Below are 15,595 nucleotides of genomic sequence, written 5' to 3' on the forward strand. Positions count from 1 at the left end.
GGCGGGGCGGGGCGTTCCGGGGAACCGCCACGCTCGGCGGTTCCCCGGAACGCCTCCCGCCGACTGCCAAGCCGGGCTAGGAGAACGGTACGGCTTACTTGGGCCAGGCCGCTTCGATGGCGTCCGCCACGGCCTGCTCCGACTTGCCTTCGGCGAAGTAGGCCGTCATTTCCTTCCAGAACGCGTCCGAACCGACCGCCGCCGGCATCAGGTCGGAGCCGTCGAACCGGAACTCCGCCGACGGGTCGGCCAACAGGCCGAAAGCCAACTGGTCGACCGGCGACTTGAGGTTGCCCTTCTCCAAGCTGTTATTGGCCGTGGTCCAGCCGCCCTCGGTGGCCTTGGCCTTTTCGTTTGCCCACTCCGGGCTGGACAAGAAGGTCTGGAAAGCGACCACTTCCGGTCGGTCCGCGAACGCGGCGACGAAGTCGCCGCCGCCCAGGATCGGCTTGGTGGACGGATCCGACGAGGGCAGGTAGAAGGCCCAAATGTCACCGTTCTCCGCCACGGTCGCTCCCTCGTCCGTGAAGTTGCCGCCGTAGAACGACGCCTGGCGGTGCATGAAGCACTGGCCGTCAAGGATGGGCGTGCCCGCATCCGTCCACGCGGTGGCGGCGATCGACTGGATGTCGCCAATCCCGGCGTTGACGTTCTTGTCGTCCCGCAGCACCTTCGACAACTCCTTCAGGGAGTCCACAATCTTGGGGTCGTTGAACGGAATCTCATGGTTCACCCACTGGTCGTAAGCCTCCGGCCCGGCCGACCGAAGAACCATGTCCTCAACCCAGTCGGTGGCCACCCAGCCGGTCGCCTCCCCGTCGGCTATGCCGGCGCACCAGGGCTTCGCCACGGCGTCTTCCGCCATCTGCTGAGTCAGCGCCAGCAGCTCGTCCCAAGATTCCGGCACCGCGTAGCCGTTCTCGTCGAAGGCCGAGGGCGAGAACCAGACCAGCGACTTGACCGAGGCCCCCAAAGGCGCCGCGTAAAGCTTCCCGTCAACCGATCCGTAATCCCGCCACGAGGCCGTCCAATACTGGTCCACATTGGCCGCCACGTCGGCCGGGGCCTCCAGCACCTTTCCGGTCGCCACCGCCTGCTGCAGCAGTCCCGGCTGCGGGAACGCCACGATGTCCGCCACCGCCCCGGCCTCGATCCGAGTCAAAACGTCCGCGGTCAACGACTTGGAGCCCTCGTACTTGATGTCCGCGCCGGTGCACTCCTCAAAAGGTTTGAAGGACGCCTCGTAGCTGGCGCCCTCGATGTCCACGAAAGTGGTGTAGACGCTGATCGACTTGCCGCTCAAGTCGCCGTACTTCTCATAGGCCGCGCAGTCGGCTTTGGCTTGATTGCCGCCGCCGTTTGAACCGCCGGTGTTGTTGTCTTTGTCGTCGCCCCCGCAGGCAGCCATGCCCGTGGCAAGGGCCAAGCCCAGGCCTGCTGCAATCGCGGCCTTGCCAATTGAACGCTTCATTGTCGCTCCTCGCTTATTGTGCTTGATCCGCCTCCGCACCTTCCATGTGCCTTGGCTCCGGTCCCCCAGCCCAGCCACAACGCCCGGTGGGCGGCCCGTTACGTTCATAAACTAAGCTTCCACCGCGCTGACCGCGACCGGGCGGCGGCGGCGTCCCAGATCACGCTTTGGTCACGGCGCCACGAATTCCGGCAGGTCAGCAGCGGTCCGGCGGGTTCCAGACCGCCGCCCGCGGCACCCGACAACTGTGGCCCAATAGCAATGCCAAATGCGGGGCCGTTACCATTTCGTGACCTTAATCTCCTCATGGCTGGGCTTGACTGCCGGGGCGCATAGTCGGCACGCGGCCCCGAGCACGTCCTTGGCGAGGCAACCGAAGGGACTTGAAAAGCGGCTCGCTCGGAACGGCACTGCGCCTCCGATCGCCGCGACGCTTCGGGGGGCGCGGCGGACCGCGCGGCACTATGGCTTGGGCGCGCGGGCACCCGCTGCACGGGACGGTTCCCGGCCCCCGCCACAGCTCCCACGAGCACCGGCAAACGCGGCATTATGGCTTGGGCGCGCCGACACCCGCGCTACAGAACGGCTCCCGCCACGGTGCCGGCCAGCACGGCCCCGCGCAGCACTATGGCTTGGGGAGCGCGCAGCACGGCCACGCTTTGGCGCGGGTCGGACGCGTAAACCACCACGTCCGCGCTGGCCCCCTCTTCAATCCCCGGCACGCCCAGGTAGTCGCGCCCACCGTAGGTGGCGGCCTCAATGATGGCTTCGGCGGAGATCCCGGCCAGCGCCATCAAATCCGTCTCCGTGCAATACACACCGTGGGGAATGGTGGTCGACTCGTCCGATCCGACCAGCAGCCTGACCCCTCTGTCATACAGCTCTTTCGCCTGCGCATAACGCGCCTCGTAGAGGTCAAGGAAGTGCCGCTCCCAGACCGGGTACTTGCCGCCGCCGCCAGCGGCGATCTCGGCGAAATGCTCGCGCTGGATCATGGTGGGAACAACCGCCACACCCTTGGCTCGCGCCTCCGCCATCATGGCGGCGTCCAGGCCGGTGCCGTGCTCAATGCAGTCAAGGCCGCAACGCAGGGCCTGGGCCGCCCCCTCAGCTGAGAACACATGCGTGGTGATCCTGGCGCCCAGTTCATGCGCCCGGTCAACCGCCTCGACCAGTTTGTCGTCCGGCCACAGCAGGGCCAGGTCCGGCTCCGGCATGGTGCGGTCAATCCAGTCGCCGACCAGCTTGACCCAGCCGTCGCCGGCGTGGGCCTCCTCCGCCACTGCGTCAGGCAACTGGTCAGGCACAATGTCTCGTGGCAGGTGGCGGATGTAGCGCTTGGCGATCGCCAGATGCTGGCCGGAACGGATGATCCTGGGTGCCCACGGCTCGCCGTCCAGCCACCTCGTGTTGTAGGGCTCGCGCGGGCAACCCGCGTCCCGCACCAGGAGGACGCCAGTGTCCCGGTCAAGAACCGCCTGCCGCTCCGCCTCGTCGGGCGGCACCGCGCCCATTGAGCCCAGTCCGATGTGGCAGTGCACGTCGACCAGCCCCGGCAGGACCACCCCGTCGATTCGCAAATCGGCCGCACGGGTCGGCCTTTCGAAAGTCAGCCGCCCATCGACCGACCAAACATCGCCAACTTCCGTGTCGCCATCGACAACTATCGCCCCCGATAGGTGAATCACCTCGGTCGCCATCAGGCGCCTCCTTTGTAGTTCTCAGGTTGCCGGATAGCGCCCGTCCCGGTACCAACCTGAAACGATGTGGCTGCGCGCCGCCCGTTACCCACCATTAAACGCCGGACACCGGCCACCGTCCAAAACCGACGCTCCCCGAGCGCCGCTGACTGTCGCCGCAGATCGACCCCGGCGGGCCAAGAGACCTTGCGTTCCGGCGGCACCGGGCGGACCCGGAAGGCGTTCGGCAAATTGGGCGGCCAGGTGCGCCACGAACCGAACAGCCCGGCCGGGCCGCGCCCCACCTCGACGCCGTGGGGTGCGCTACGAACCAAGCAGTGTCCGCGCGAGCCCCGCCCACTCCGGTCCGCCTCGGCGTTGCCGGGTGCGCTACGAACCGAACAGTCCGACCGAGCCGCTCCCACTCCAGTCCGCCTCGACGCTGGCGGGTGCGTTACGAACCGAACAGTCCGCCCAAGCCAGTCGGAATCTGACCTGGCGCGGGCGGGGGCTCGGCGCCGCCGCCCAGCCCGAAAGCCGAGCCCTTTTTCGGTTGATCCGGTTCGGGTCCGCGGGCACGGCGTTCGGCCATCGCGCGTTCCTCAGCGGCGCGCTTGGCGGGGTTGCCGGAGCGAGATTTCTTGCCTCGGCGCTGCGGGGACTGCATCCGGCCTTTGGACTTCTTGCCCCCGCCGCCCAGCTGCGGGCGGCCGCCCCGTGCCATTGAGCGCATCACGGTCTTGGCCTGGTCGAAGCGCTGCAGGACCTGGTTGACCGCTTGAACCGTGTTGCCCGAGCCGCGCGCTATCCGGGCGCGGCGGGAGCCGTTGATAATCTTCGGGTTGGCGCGCTCCTGGGGGGTCATGGACCGGATGATCGCCTCGACACGGTCCACTTCGCGCTCGTCGAACTGGTCCAGTGCCTCGCGCATTTGGCCAGCCCCGGGCATCATGCCGATCAGCTTCTTGAGCGAGCCCATCTGACGCACCTGTTGAAGTTGCGCCAGGAAATCGTCGAGCGTGAAATCATCGCCCTCGCCTTTGATCTTGCGCTCGAGGGCTTTGGTCTGCTCCTCGTCGAAGACGCGCTGGGCCTGCTCGATCAGGGTCATGATGTCGCCCAGGTCGAGGATGCGGCTCGCCATGCGGTCGGGGTGGAAGACCTCGAAATCGGTCAGCTTCTCGCCGGTCGAGGCGAACAGGATCGGCACGCCGGTGACGGACCTGACCGAGAGCGCGGCGCCGCCGCGGGCGTCGCCGTCCAGTTTGGTCAGCACCACGCCCGTGAAGCCGACCCCGGCCTTGAACGCCTCCGCCGTGGTGACCGCGTCCTGGCCGATCATCGAGTCGATGACGAACAACACATCATCTGGTTGAACCGCGTCGCGGATCTGGGCGGCCTGCCTCATCAGCCCGTCGTCAATGCCGAGCCGACCCGCCGTGTCCACCACCATGGTGTCGAAATGCTCGGTTTGGGCGTGCCGAAGCGCCGCCGCCGCCACCTCGACCGGGTCGCCCACGCCGTCGCCCGGCTCCCGGGCGAACACGTCCACGCCCGCCTGGCCGCCCACGATCTCCAACTGCCTGACCGCGCCCGGCCGCTGTAAGTCCGCGGCGACCAGCAGGGGCCTCTTGCCCTGTTCTTTCAGCCACAAACCCAACTTGCCCGCGAGGGTCGTCTTGCCGGATCCCTGGAGTCCCGCCAGCAATATGACCGTGGGCGGACGGGTCGCCAGGTCCAGTTCGGCAGTCTGGCCACCCAACACCTCCACCAACTCGTCGTAGACGATCTTCACGACCTGTTGCGACGGGTTGAGGGCCTTGTTGATGTCCTCGTCCAGAGCGCGCTCGCGGACGGCGGCCGTGAACTGGCGCACCACGGGGACGGCCACGTCGGCGTCCAGCAGCGCGCGGCGAATCTCGCGGATGGTGGCGTCAACATCGGCTGGCGACAGCCGCCCCTTGCCGCGCAACGACTTGAACGTGGCGGTGAGGCGGTCAGACAGGGAATTGAACATAAGGCCTTAAGGCTACCCGGCCCCGCAGCGAAGCCCGCCATGAGAATTCCGCGAACGCCATGGACGCCGGTACAACCCAAAACGCGATCGTGATCCACCAACGGATCAGGAAGAGCCCGAAGGTCGCACCAGAGGCGATCTCGCCGGCCGCCACGCCGCCAAATGCAACCTAGAACACGATCTTGATCCGCCGCTGGATCACGAAGGGCCCGAAGGTTGCACCACGGGCCACCCAGGCGGCCGCCACGGTGCCAAATGCAACCCAGAGCACGATCCTGATCCACCACTGGATCACGAAGAGCCCGGAGGTCGCATAGGGGGCCACCTCGCCGGCCGCCACGGTGTCAAATGCAACCCAGAACACGATCCTGATCCACCGCTGGATCACGAAGAGCCCGAAGGTTGCACCACGGGCCGCCCAAGCGCCCGCCACGGAGCCAAATGCAACCTAGAACACGATCCTGATCCACCAGCGGATCACGAAGAGCCCGAAGATCGCATTGGTGCCCCGACATGGGCGTCCCAACCGCCCTCAGGTTGGTGGCGGAAGCTTCACGCCTTCGATTCTTGCCAGCTCGGTCGCAACGCGCCGAACCAACCGATGCTGGTCGCGCAAGTCTTTGGCCCCTACCTCGATCATTGCGTGCCCAAGGCAGCGCAGTTGCTCGCGCCGCTCCATGTCCGCGTAGAACTGATCGACCGACTCGAAGTGGTAGCGGCCCTGATACTCAATGCCAGCCGGGTAATGCTCAAGACCCAAGTCTTCGTAGCGGACGATCTTGCCGCTGCCGTCCTTCACCGGGCGGTTGACCATCCCTCGCGGCAGGCCGCAATCGCGCAGAACCGGCCTGACCCAGGTCTCCGGATTGGAGTCCGTGCCCGGTTCGGCCAGCGCCACCACCAGGCGGGCGGTCTTGACGCCGGGACGAGCCCCGAGGCTCTCGACGCTCCCCAAGAGGTCGGCTTTGGTGACCCAGGCCGCCTCCCCGCGCATGAGAGCGTCTGCGGCCATCACCAGGCCGGCGAACGAGCGATGCGGCTCAACTGTGAAATCGGCCAGCGGCCATGGCAGGCCGCCCAGGCCCAGAATGGTCCGCAACCTGCGGGCTCTGCCATGTCGGCCCAGTTTGTCCCAGGATTGGCGCCGGGTCGGTGGAAAATAGTAGCCGGAGGGAAGATGGTTGGCGGCCAATTGCGCCAGCCAATCACCTGGCGGGGCCAAGGGGACCCCGCAGGTGAAGCGCCACGGCTGGGCTGGTTTGGCATGCCGGTGCGCTCGACCGCTGGCTGATCGCAGCCGTGCAACTCCTTGACTCACTTCCACGGGCCCATTGAGCGCCTCGTCTTCAAGAGCTCTGGGCAAGTCGCACCCCGACAGGGCGAGCGCCGCCGCGCCGGTCACCATTCCGCCGGGGCTGTGATCAACGGCGTCATTGCAACGTTCGACCAGCGCGGAGAAGTGTTCGGTGTCGGTGATTGCCACGCTGCGATTATCGGACGTCTTCAAGAACCTAGTGGGTGCCGGGCGTCTTTGCTGTGGATAACCGCGGCGGCCGTTCTCCTCAACTGTTCGCCAAGGCGGCGCGGGCGCGGTCCGCCAGGCCCCGGATCAGGGAGGCTCGCAGTTTGGTCCAGGCCTTGGGGCCGGCGGCTTGGGCGTCCGCCTCGGTGAGGGCCGCCACGCCGTCCAGCAAGTCGAGCCGGTGGTCCACCGCGTCTAGAAGCGCCGCAACGGTCTCCGGGTCGTTGGGATCCCGTGAGGTCGCCAGAACCGGCAGCGTTAGGTGGTGGCGGATCAGGGCGACCATGAACTCGACCTGCTCCGGCTCATAGCCCATGCGGGCGAACAGCGGCCGGGCCAGCAGCGCGCCCAGCGCCGGGTGGTCGCGTTCGCCGGGGCGTTTGCCCAGGTCGTGGAACAGCGCCGCCACGGCGACCAGATCAGCCGGGGCGGACCCGAGGTTCAAGGAGGCGAGCCGGGCGACGGCCTCGACCTGATGACGGTCAACGGTGTGCCGGTGCAGCGCGTTGCGCTGCACCAGGTTTCGCACGCCGATCCATTCGGGCCAAAGGCGAACTATCACGCCCGCCTGGTCGAGGTCCTCCCAGACCCGCACTATCGCTTCCCCGCACGCCAGATAGGCCGCCAGTTCGGACCGCGCCTCCGCTGGCCACGGCTCCAGCAAGGCCGGGCAGTCGCGCAAAGACAGCAGCGTCAGCGGCTCGAAGGCGAAGCCCGTCTGCGCGGCCACTCGGGCCGCCCGGAGCGGCAGAGCCGGATCCGTTGGCACCGACAACGGCGCGGGGACCCCAGGCGCGCCCGACCCTGCGGCCGCCCCAAGGCCGGTCCCGCCCGACTGAGACCCGGCGGCCGGACCAGACCCTCCGACCCATCCAGAAGTGGCGGCCTGCCCAGACGCGGCGCGCCCGGACACGGCGGCCGACCTAGGCCCCGCACCCCGCCCAGACCCGTCAACCGCCCCAGACCCGTCGACCGCCCCGGGACCGGCAGCCGACCCAGACCCGGCAGCCAGCCCGTGCACGGCCCCGAAAGCCGGCGTTAGCGCCTGCCCAAATCCAGACGCGGTCCCGGGCCCGCTCCCGGATAGCACAATCTCCCCGCCCAGTTCCGCCAACCCCTGCGCCAGGGGCGTGAGCCGAGGCCCTTGCCGTCGGCTGCGCACAAACACGGCGGGGAGCACCTTGCGGCCGGGCAGGTTGCCAACCGCCCGCCTCATCGTTGTGTCAAGGGCATAGGTGATGGTCCGCCCCGCGCTGGCCAGGTTGGCGAGCAGCCGGTCGGCTGTCAAGTGTGGGTCCAGCGCGCGGGCCGTCACGTCCTGGTCGGCCATCAGCAGCAGGCTCGCGTTGCGCCGGGCCGCGCTGTGCGAGGCGTCCCGCACGTCCAGCAGGTACTCCCGTGCCCCGTCGAAGCCCAGTTCCCGGCGCGGCTTCTCCGCCAGCCAAGAGGCCACCAGCGCGTCCAGGGTGACGGCGTCCCGCAATCCGCCCCGCGCCTCCTTCAGGTCCGGCTCCAGCCGATAGGCCAAATGCCCGAACGCCTCTTCCCGCTCCGCCACCGAAGCGACCAGTTCCGGCAGCCGCTTGCGGGCCGCCGCCCGCCAGTCTGTCAACACCGCCGATGCCGCCCTGCCCGCCAGTTCCCTATCCCCGGCCAGCGGGGTCAACGACAGCAGTCCGGTCGCCGCGGGCAGGTCCGAGGACGCGATCCGGCGGCATTCGGCCAACGACCGGAAGGACTGGTCCAAGTCAAAACCGGCGTCCCAGATTTGGTACCACAGCGCCCGCGCCAGCCGTTCCCGGCGGTCGTCGTTCCAGCCGTGGCCTTCGTAGACCACCACCAGGTCGAGATCGGACAGCGGGCCGATGTCGCCGCGCCCAAGCGAGCCAACCCCTCCGAGTGCAATGCCGCCGGCCGGGCCGCCTCCGCCGCCCAAACTCTCCCCGCCAGCCGAAAGCGCCCCGCCGAGAGCGCCAAGCGACCCGAGCGACCCACCCGAGCCTACCGCCCCATAATCGCCCAACCCCGCCGCAGACCCGAAGCCGGCGGAGCCGGCACCGGAGCCGCCCAGTGGGTCGCTGGCCGCCGCCTCGACCCACAGCCGCCGCAAGGCGGCCCGCAGCAACTGGGTCCGCAGGGCCCGTCCGCGCCGGCCGGGCATCCACCACACTGACGCGAACGGTCCTTGGCCTTTTCTGGCCATGCCGAGGTCCCGGAAGGCGGGGGCGCCGCCTTCCGGGACCTCGGCAGTCAACTGATCGGACGTCAGAGCGAAGCAGACTTGGCGAACGCGCTCACAGCGCGTCCGCGCCCTTGTCGCCGGTCCGCACGCGGACCAATTCTTCGACGTCCACGACCCAGACCTTGCCGTCGCCAATCCGCTCTGTGCGGGCGGAGGAGACGATTGCTTCGACGGCGGGCGCCGCGACCGCGTCATCCACCACCGCCTCAATCTTGATCTTGGGCAGCAGGTCGACCGTGTATTCGGCGCCACGGTAGACCTCGGTGTGGCCCTTCTGGCGGCCGTAGCCGGACACCTCTGAGACCGTCATGCCGCGTGCTCCGGCCGCTTCGAGGGCGGTCTTGACCGCGTCCAAACGGTGCGGCTGGATGATTCCCGTAACCAGTTTCATCTTTCCTTGCCTTTCGGATAACGGGTCAGTTGTTGAACCGACCAGAAGTGATGGTCTCATATGCGGTCTCGCCGTGCTGGGCAAGGTCAATCCCGGAGACCTCTTCAGCCTCGCCGATTCGCCAGCCGATGGTGACCTTGATCAACAGGCCGATCACGGCCGTGATAACCCCAGAGTAGATGACTGCGAACAAAGCCACCGTGACCTGCGTCAACAACTGGGTGAGCCCGCCGCCGTAGAAGAGCCCGGCCTGAGCCCCGGGCCAGAGGTTGTTCTCCGTGGCGAAGAAGCCGATCAGCACGGTGCCGACCAGCCCGCCGACCAGGTGGACCCCAACCACGTCCAGGGAATCGTCATAACCGAGCTTGAACTTCAGGCTCACCGCCAAAGCGCACAGCACACCGGCCACCACGCCAATGGCGACCGCGCCCAACGGCGAGACGAACCCCGCCCCTGGGGTGATGGCGACCAGGCCAGCCACCACGCCCGAGGCCGCGCCCACCGAAGTCGGCTTGCCGTCCTTGATCTTTTCCGTCGCCGCCCAGGCCATAGCCGCAGCGGCGGTGGCGACAAACGTGTTCACCCAGGCCAGGCCCGCTTGGTCGTTGGCCGCGCCAGCGCTGCCAGCGTTGAAGCCGAACCAGCCGATCCACAGGAGAGCGGCGCCGAGCATCACGAAGGGCACATTGTGGGGCCGCATGGGGGTCTTGCCGAAGCCCTGCCGCTTGCCGATCACCAAGGCCAGAGCCAGGCCCGCAATGCCGGCGTTGATGTGGACAACCGTGCCACCCGCGAAGTCCAACGGAGTGGACAACGCGTTGGCCACCCAGCCGTCTCCGCCCAGCATGCCCCCGCCCCAGACCATGTGGCAGAGCGGGAAATAGACCACCGTGGCGAAGATCCCCACGAAGACCAGCCAGGGCCCGAACCGCACGCGATCCGCCAGCGACCCGGAGATCAGCGCGACCGTGATGACCGCGAAGGTCGCCTGGAAGCCGACCCAGACCCAGGCCGGGACTCCCGATTCGGCCAACACGTTGGTCGGGTCGTCAATCGCCAGCTTGGTCAGGCCGAATAATTCTGCGGGGTTGCCGAACAACCCCCCCACGTCGCTGCCGAAGGACATCGAATAGCCCCACAGCACCCAGATGACGCCCACCACTCCGGCGGTGCCGAAGCTCAGCATCATCATGTTCAGGACGGACTTGGTTCTCACCAAACCGCCATAGAAAAAGGCCAGCGCCGGCACCGTCATCATCAGCACCAGCGTGGCGGAAGTCAAAATCCATGCGGTGTTGCCGGTGTCGAGAGGAAAACTCTCAACACTGGCCGCCAACAGCAGGTCACTACTCACCGTGATCCCTCCTAGTTTCGTCGGGGCTCGCTTATACCCAACGAGCTTGCGCCGGAAGGATTTCCGTTTGCCGCTCAGGCCTGTTACGGGCGCATGACGGCACCGCCGCCCAGGTAAACGTTATGTTGCCCGATGCCGTCCACCCGCCTCCCAGCCCCCAGCCACGCAGGGCCCGGCATCGGGCCGGTCAGAGCGGTCGGACCGCTCACGCGGTCAGGCCGGTCACGCGGTCAGGCGGTCACGCGGTCAGGCGGTCGGACCGGTCACGCGGTCGGGCCGATCAGGTGGTCGGGCCGATCAGGCCGGTCAGGCGATCAGGCCGTCCACGAAGGTTTCGGGGTCAAAGGGCGCCAGGTCGTCGGGGCCCTCCCCCAAGCCGACCAGTTTGACGGGCACGCCCAGTTCTCTTTGCACCGCGATCACAATCCCGCCTTTGGCTGTGCCGTCCAGCTTGGTCAGCACAATCCCGGTCACGTCCACCGCCTCGGTGAAGACCCGCGCTTGGGTGAGCCCGTTCTGTCCAGTCGTCGCGTCAAGGACCAGCAGGGTTTCCGTGATGGGCACCCGCTTGGAGGCGACCCGCTTGATCTTCTCCAATTCCCCCATCAGGTTGGCCTTGTTGTGCAGGCGGCCGGCTGTGTCGATGATGACGGTGTCGACCTGGCGGTCAATCCCGGCAGCCACGGCGTCAAACGCGACCGAGGCCGGGTCGGATCCCTCCGGGCCCCGCACCACTTCGACCCCGACCCGTTCGCCCCAGGTTGTGAGCTGTTCGGCGGCGGCGGCCCGGAAGGTGTCCGCCGCGCCCAGGATGACTGTGTTGCCTTCCGCCACCTCGAGGCGGGCGAGGCGCCCGATCGTCGTGGTCTTCCCCGAACCGTTCACCCCGACCACAAGAATGACTCCCGGGTTGCCGTCCTCGCCTTGGTCGCGGATGGTGCGACTGGCCGGCGCGGCGACCGCCGCCAGCAACTCGCGCCTGAGGGTCGCTGCCGGGTCCGCGCCCGCGCCTTCGACCCGCATGGCCGCCCGGACGTTGTCCAGGATCTCCTCTGAGGCGGCCGCGCCCACGTCCGCCAACAGCAATGTCTCCTCGAATTCGTCCCAATCCGATTCGGTCAACTGGTCGCGGCTCAGCACCGCCAGCAGCGCCCGGCCCAGCGCCGATTTGGACCCGGCCAGCCGTGCCCGCAAACGCTGCAGGCGGGAGGCGGGGGCTTCCGGAATCTCCAGTTCGACGCCCTGGGCTGCGGATTCGTCCCGCTCTTCGGGCGCGGGTTCACCCGGCTCTCCGGGCGCGGCCTCGGCGCCCGGCTCGGACGGGCCTTGGGCCTTAGGCCCGGCCTCCGGTTCGGCTCCGGTCGGCTCCAGCGGCGCCGCTGGAACTGGCGGCGGTGCGGCGGCTTTGGCGGACGGCATCGGCGGCGTTGGCTGGACGGACGGCGCCGAACGTCCGCGCCGGCGGACCAACCAGAAGGCGAGCAGCCCAATTGCCGCCGCCGCGATCACAACGCAGGCGACGATCAGCCAAGTCATAGCATCTGAACCCATGCCCACCATCTTCCCTCACTTGGGCGCAAGGGCGGGCTGACGGGCGGCCGGCGCCCGTGGAACCGCCGCCCGAGGGCCGGCCACACCTGCGGCTGGAGGGCCGGAAGGGGTCATCCCTCGGCGATGTTGGCCTCGATGGCGGCGAGCAGTCCCTTCAAGGCTGGGCCGTTGGCCCGAACGAAGTCCTCTTCCATTTCGCGCTGCATCGCCGTCAGGCGGGACATGTAATCGGTCTGCTGGCGGCAATCGAAATCGGCCAGGGCGATGGCCTTCTCCGGCTCGGACTGGATCATGGACCGTTGATCCTTCGGCAGCGGCCCGTCGAGGTACCGGCCCCTGTCGGCGACCGTGCCGTCTGCGCCGGAGCGTATGGCCAGGTAGAACGCCAGCACCGGCCCGCTGGTGACCATTCTTATGCCGCTGTCGCCAACGCCCCATTCTTCGGGGAGGTCGTAGCCGAACTGCGCCATGCAGGCAGACCACTCGCGGTCCAGTTCCAGTGTGCGCGGGTCGTTGTCAATGTCCCAACTGATCTCGCCCATGGCGCCGACCAAGTCTTGCTGGGCGTAATGGGTCAGCGGGTCGGTGATGGCGGGGTCGGGAAGCGCTGTTTCTGCGCGGTCGCGGCAGCTGCCTATCTCTCCCGGTTTGGCGGTCGAGCTCACCCACGTGTTTTCGCCCGCCGGCTCCAAGCCATCAAGAGCCTTGTGGTACGCGTCGAGGGCCGACTTCGACAGCGACTCCATGTACTGCGCGTTCCGGTCGTTGGCGTACTGCTCTTCGAGCGCCGCTTGGTCGGCTGGATCGTCCCAGTCCAACACCCCCTCCCCCAGTTCCTCCCAGCGACCGTAGCCGTGCTCGGCGACGTCCTGCCTGGTCTCGCCCAATTGCGGCACCGGCAAACGGTCCCACAGCCAGCCGAAATCTTGGTCAGAGGCCTGCGCCCGGGCGGAGGTGCCGTCGGAGGCGAAAGGCTCCGTGGGGTAGTAGACAAACCCGGCCGCGGCCATGCAGCGCGCGACTTCGGCCTCCACGTCGTTGTGGCGCTGGGCCGATCTCTGTTCCAGGCCGGGCCCCAGGATGGTGCGCTCATAGCGCAGCGCCTCAAAGTAGGGTTCCAGAGGCATGTCGGGGGGTGCCGCGCTGCTGAACATGGCCCAGCGAACCGAATCCTCGCCCTGGGCGGCATCGCCGGAGCCGATGGACGCTGAGGGATCCCCGCCGCCAGACGTGGGGGCGGCGGTGCCGCCGCCGTGGGTGCACCCCGCCACCAGCGCGAGGGCGGTCAGCGCCCCGATGCAGGCCGGCCGGCTGGCGCGGCGCCGCGACCGCTTCGGCGGTCCCCCATCGGGGCGGCCCCAATCCGACGCCCGCAGGGCGGTTGGTTCCGTCATACTCAAATCCTGCCATGGGGACCGGCACCCTCAATCAGCTGCGAGCAGGAGGCCCGCACAAAAGGCCAGGCCGCGCCAATTCTCGGACCGCTGGCACCGGATGGAGCCCAAGTCGGCCGATGCCGTCCGTTAGTCCGCGCGTTCGGTGACGTACCGCCGCACGGGCGCCTCGATGATTTCGCGGAGTGAGCTTAGCCGGACCTGTTCGGCCTCTGAGAGACCGTCCATGGCGCCGTCGCGGTCGTCGCCGTTGAAACCGGGCACGTCGAAACCGATCACCGGGTCGACGCTGCTCGGATAGGCGCCCCAAATCGCCTCCGAACCGGACAGGGTTCCGTCCCACTCCATCTGGTCGGCGGCCTCGTGGGCCTCGCTGTCGAAGTTGGGGCACGCCTCCAGCAGTTTCCGCAATTCAGATTCGGTGATTTCTCCCGGCAGCAAAGCCATCGCCTGGGCGGCGGGATCCTCCGACCTGGGCGGATCGGGGTCCTTGAGGTCGGAGTAGCCGTTGGCCCGCGCGCACTTCAACCACTCCAAAGTCGCCTCCAGCGTGCGCTGCGCGAATCTGGCATCGAACTCCTCAGCTGCAGCGTTAGTGGGGTCGGCGTAGCCGGTCTCCCTCAGGCATTTCACCCACGATTTGGTGTGATCATCGGTGCCTATTATCAAGAACGGCTTTCCGGACACGTTGCCGCCTGAATCCAAGTACTTGGCCGCCAAGGATCTGACTTCTTCCCATTCGGCCTCCAGTTCCGCCTCGGAAATGCCCTCGCGGTAAGAGTCCTCCATCAAAACGATGCCGTCTGACAAATACTGCAGCTCATCGTCGGGGAAATCGACGATGACCTTGCCGTCCATGCCGTCGACAATGCCGTCAAGGGGAAGCTCCAGCGCTGGCACTCCTGCGTTCTGAAGGCACTCCACCATGGCGCGGGCAATCTCGGGTTGCGTCCGCCCGTCTGCCGGGCCGCCGTTCAAGCTGGCCACACCGCCCCCGCTGGAGCATCCGCCAGCCGCCCACGCCCCCGCGGCCAATAGGACGATCGCCGCCAACCGCGCCTGATCGACTGCGCTCAAGTGGACCTGCGCGCCTTTCATTAGCTCGACCCCAAATCTGTTGGGCGCGTTCCGCGCTCTTGTGTCCAAGGCAAATCCATTGCGCGCCTTCCTCCCGCAGTCACAACGCGTCACGTAGCGCGGCAATCTCTCCATCGTCGGGAAACTGCTGCGCCAACAATCGAATCCGGCCGATGGTGGCCTTGCGCCCCGCCAAATCCTGGTCCACAGTCAGGTTGTATAGGGCCTTGGCGTGCTGGAGGGCGATGGCCGGGTCGGCGGCGAACCGGCCCGCCAACTCCCCAAGCCGCCCCACCGTCCCCTCGCGCCCCGCCAAATCCTGCTTGGCGGTCAGGTTGACCAAGGCCATGGCGTGCTGGAGGGCGATGGCCGGGTCGGCGGCGAACCGGCCCGCCAACTCCCCAAGCCGCCCCACCGTCACCTCGCGCCCCGCCAAATCCTGCTTGGCGGTCAGGTTGAACAAGGCCTTGGCGTGCTCGAGGGCGATGGCCGGGTCGGCGGCGAACCGGCCCGCCAACTCCCCAAGCCGCCCCACCGTCACCTCGCGCCCCGCCAAATCCTGCACCACAGTCAGGTTGACCAAGGCCATGGCGAGCGGGAGGGCGATGGCCGGGTCGGCGGCGAACCGGCCCGCCAACTCCCCAAGCCGCCCCACCGTCGCCTCGCACCCCGCCAAATCCTGCACCACCGTCAGGTTGTATAGGGCCTTGGCGAAGGCCAGGCGAACGGATGGCCCCTGTGCGAGGTCCCGGTTCGGGGGAAACCTGAGGAGGCGCTCACCGGTCCACAGGTCGCTGAAGGGTGTGGCATTGATGAAATCGCGGGCTGCGCGGCTCATGAAATCAGCGGTCTGCCATGGGCGGGTGGCCCAGGAGGCGTCAAGCAAGGATTCCAGCC

At 67.8% G+C, this 15,595-nt stretch carries 12 protein-coding genes; all 12 read right to left on the bottom strand.

Annotated elements, in window-relative coordinates:
* Positions 1-94 precede the first annotated feature (94 nt).
* Entirely contained in the window at positions 95-1,471 is a 1,377-nt protein-coding gene (locus tag LBC97_07430; protein MDR2565877.1) for an ABC transporter substrate-binding protein, read from the bottom strand.
* Between the two features lie 575 nt (positions 1,472-2,046).
* Positions 2,047-3,171, bottom strand: a complete 1,125-nt coding sequence (locus tag LBC97_07435; GenBank protein MDR2565878.1) for an amidohydrolase family protein — start codon at positions 3,169-3,171, stop codon at positions 2,047-2,049.
* A gap of 433 nt (positions 3,172-3,604) precedes the next feature.
* Entirely contained in the window at positions 3,605-5,167 is a 1,563-nt protein-coding gene (ffh, locus tag LBC97_07440) for a signal recognition particle protein (GenBank protein ID MDR2565879.1), read from the bottom strand.
* 169 nt (positions 5,168-5,336) lie between these two features.
* A complete protein-coding gene (locus tag LBC97_07445; protein ID MDR2565880.1) occupies positions 5,337-5,555 on the bottom strand; it encodes a hypothetical protein in 219 nt (72 codons plus the stop codon).
* Between the two features lie 144 nt (positions 5,556-5,699).
* Positions 5,700-6,650: a hypothetical protein gene (locus LBC97_07450; GenBank protein MDR2565881.1), complete on the bottom strand. Its 951-nt coding sequence runs from the start codon at positions 6,648-6,650 to the stop codon at positions 5,700-5,702.
* Positions 6,651-6,729: 79 nt separating this feature from the next.
* Complete coding sequence (locus LBC97_07455) at positions 6,730-8,892, bottom strand: HD domain-containing protein (protein MDR2565882.1); 2,163 nt, start codon at positions 8,890-8,892, stop codon at positions 6,730-6,732.
* 91 nt (positions 8,893-8,983) lie between these two features.
* Positions 8,984-9,322: a P-II family nitrogen regulator gene (locus LBC97_07460; protein ID MDR2565883.1), complete on the bottom strand. Its 339-nt coding sequence runs from the start codon at positions 9,320-9,322 to the stop codon at positions 8,984-8,986.
* A 25-nt stretch (positions 9,323-9,347) separates the two neighbouring features.
* The gene (locus tag LBC97_07465) at positions 9,348-10,676 is read right to left on the bottom strand and encodes an ammonium transporter (protein ID MDR2565884.1); all 1,329 of its coding nucleotides are present in this window, start codon (positions 10,674-10,676) and stop codon (positions 9,348-9,350) included.
* A gap of 306 nt (positions 10,677-10,982) precedes the next feature.
* Positions 10,983-12,227: a signal recognition particle-docking protein FtsY gene (gene ftsY, locus LBC97_07470; protein ID MDR2565885.1), complete on the bottom strand. Its 1,245-nt coding sequence runs from the start codon at positions 12,225-12,227 to the stop codon at positions 10,983-10,985.
* Positions 12,228-12,337: 110 nt separating this feature from the next.
* Entirely contained in the window at positions 12,338-13,621 is a 1,284-nt protein-coding gene (locus LBC97_07475; GenBank protein MDR2565886.1) for a hypothetical protein, read from the bottom strand.
* A 129-nt stretch (positions 13,622-13,750) separates the two neighbouring features.
* On the bottom strand, positions 13,751-14,698 hold the full coding sequence (locus LBC97_07480) for a hypothetical protein (protein ID MDR2565887.1): 948 nt from the start codon (positions 14,696-14,698) through the stop codon (positions 13,751-13,753).
* A gap of 100 nt (positions 14,699-14,798) precedes the next feature.
* Positions 14,799-15,595 (bottom strand): hypothetical protein (locus tag LBC97_07485; GenBank protein MDR2565888.1); only part of this gene is annotated, 797 nt, incomplete at its 5' end.

This window comes from Bifidobacteriaceae bacterium (assembly GCA_031281585.1).
Lineage (GTDB): Bacteria > Actinomycetota > Actinomycetes > Actinomycetales > WQXJ01 > JAIRTF01.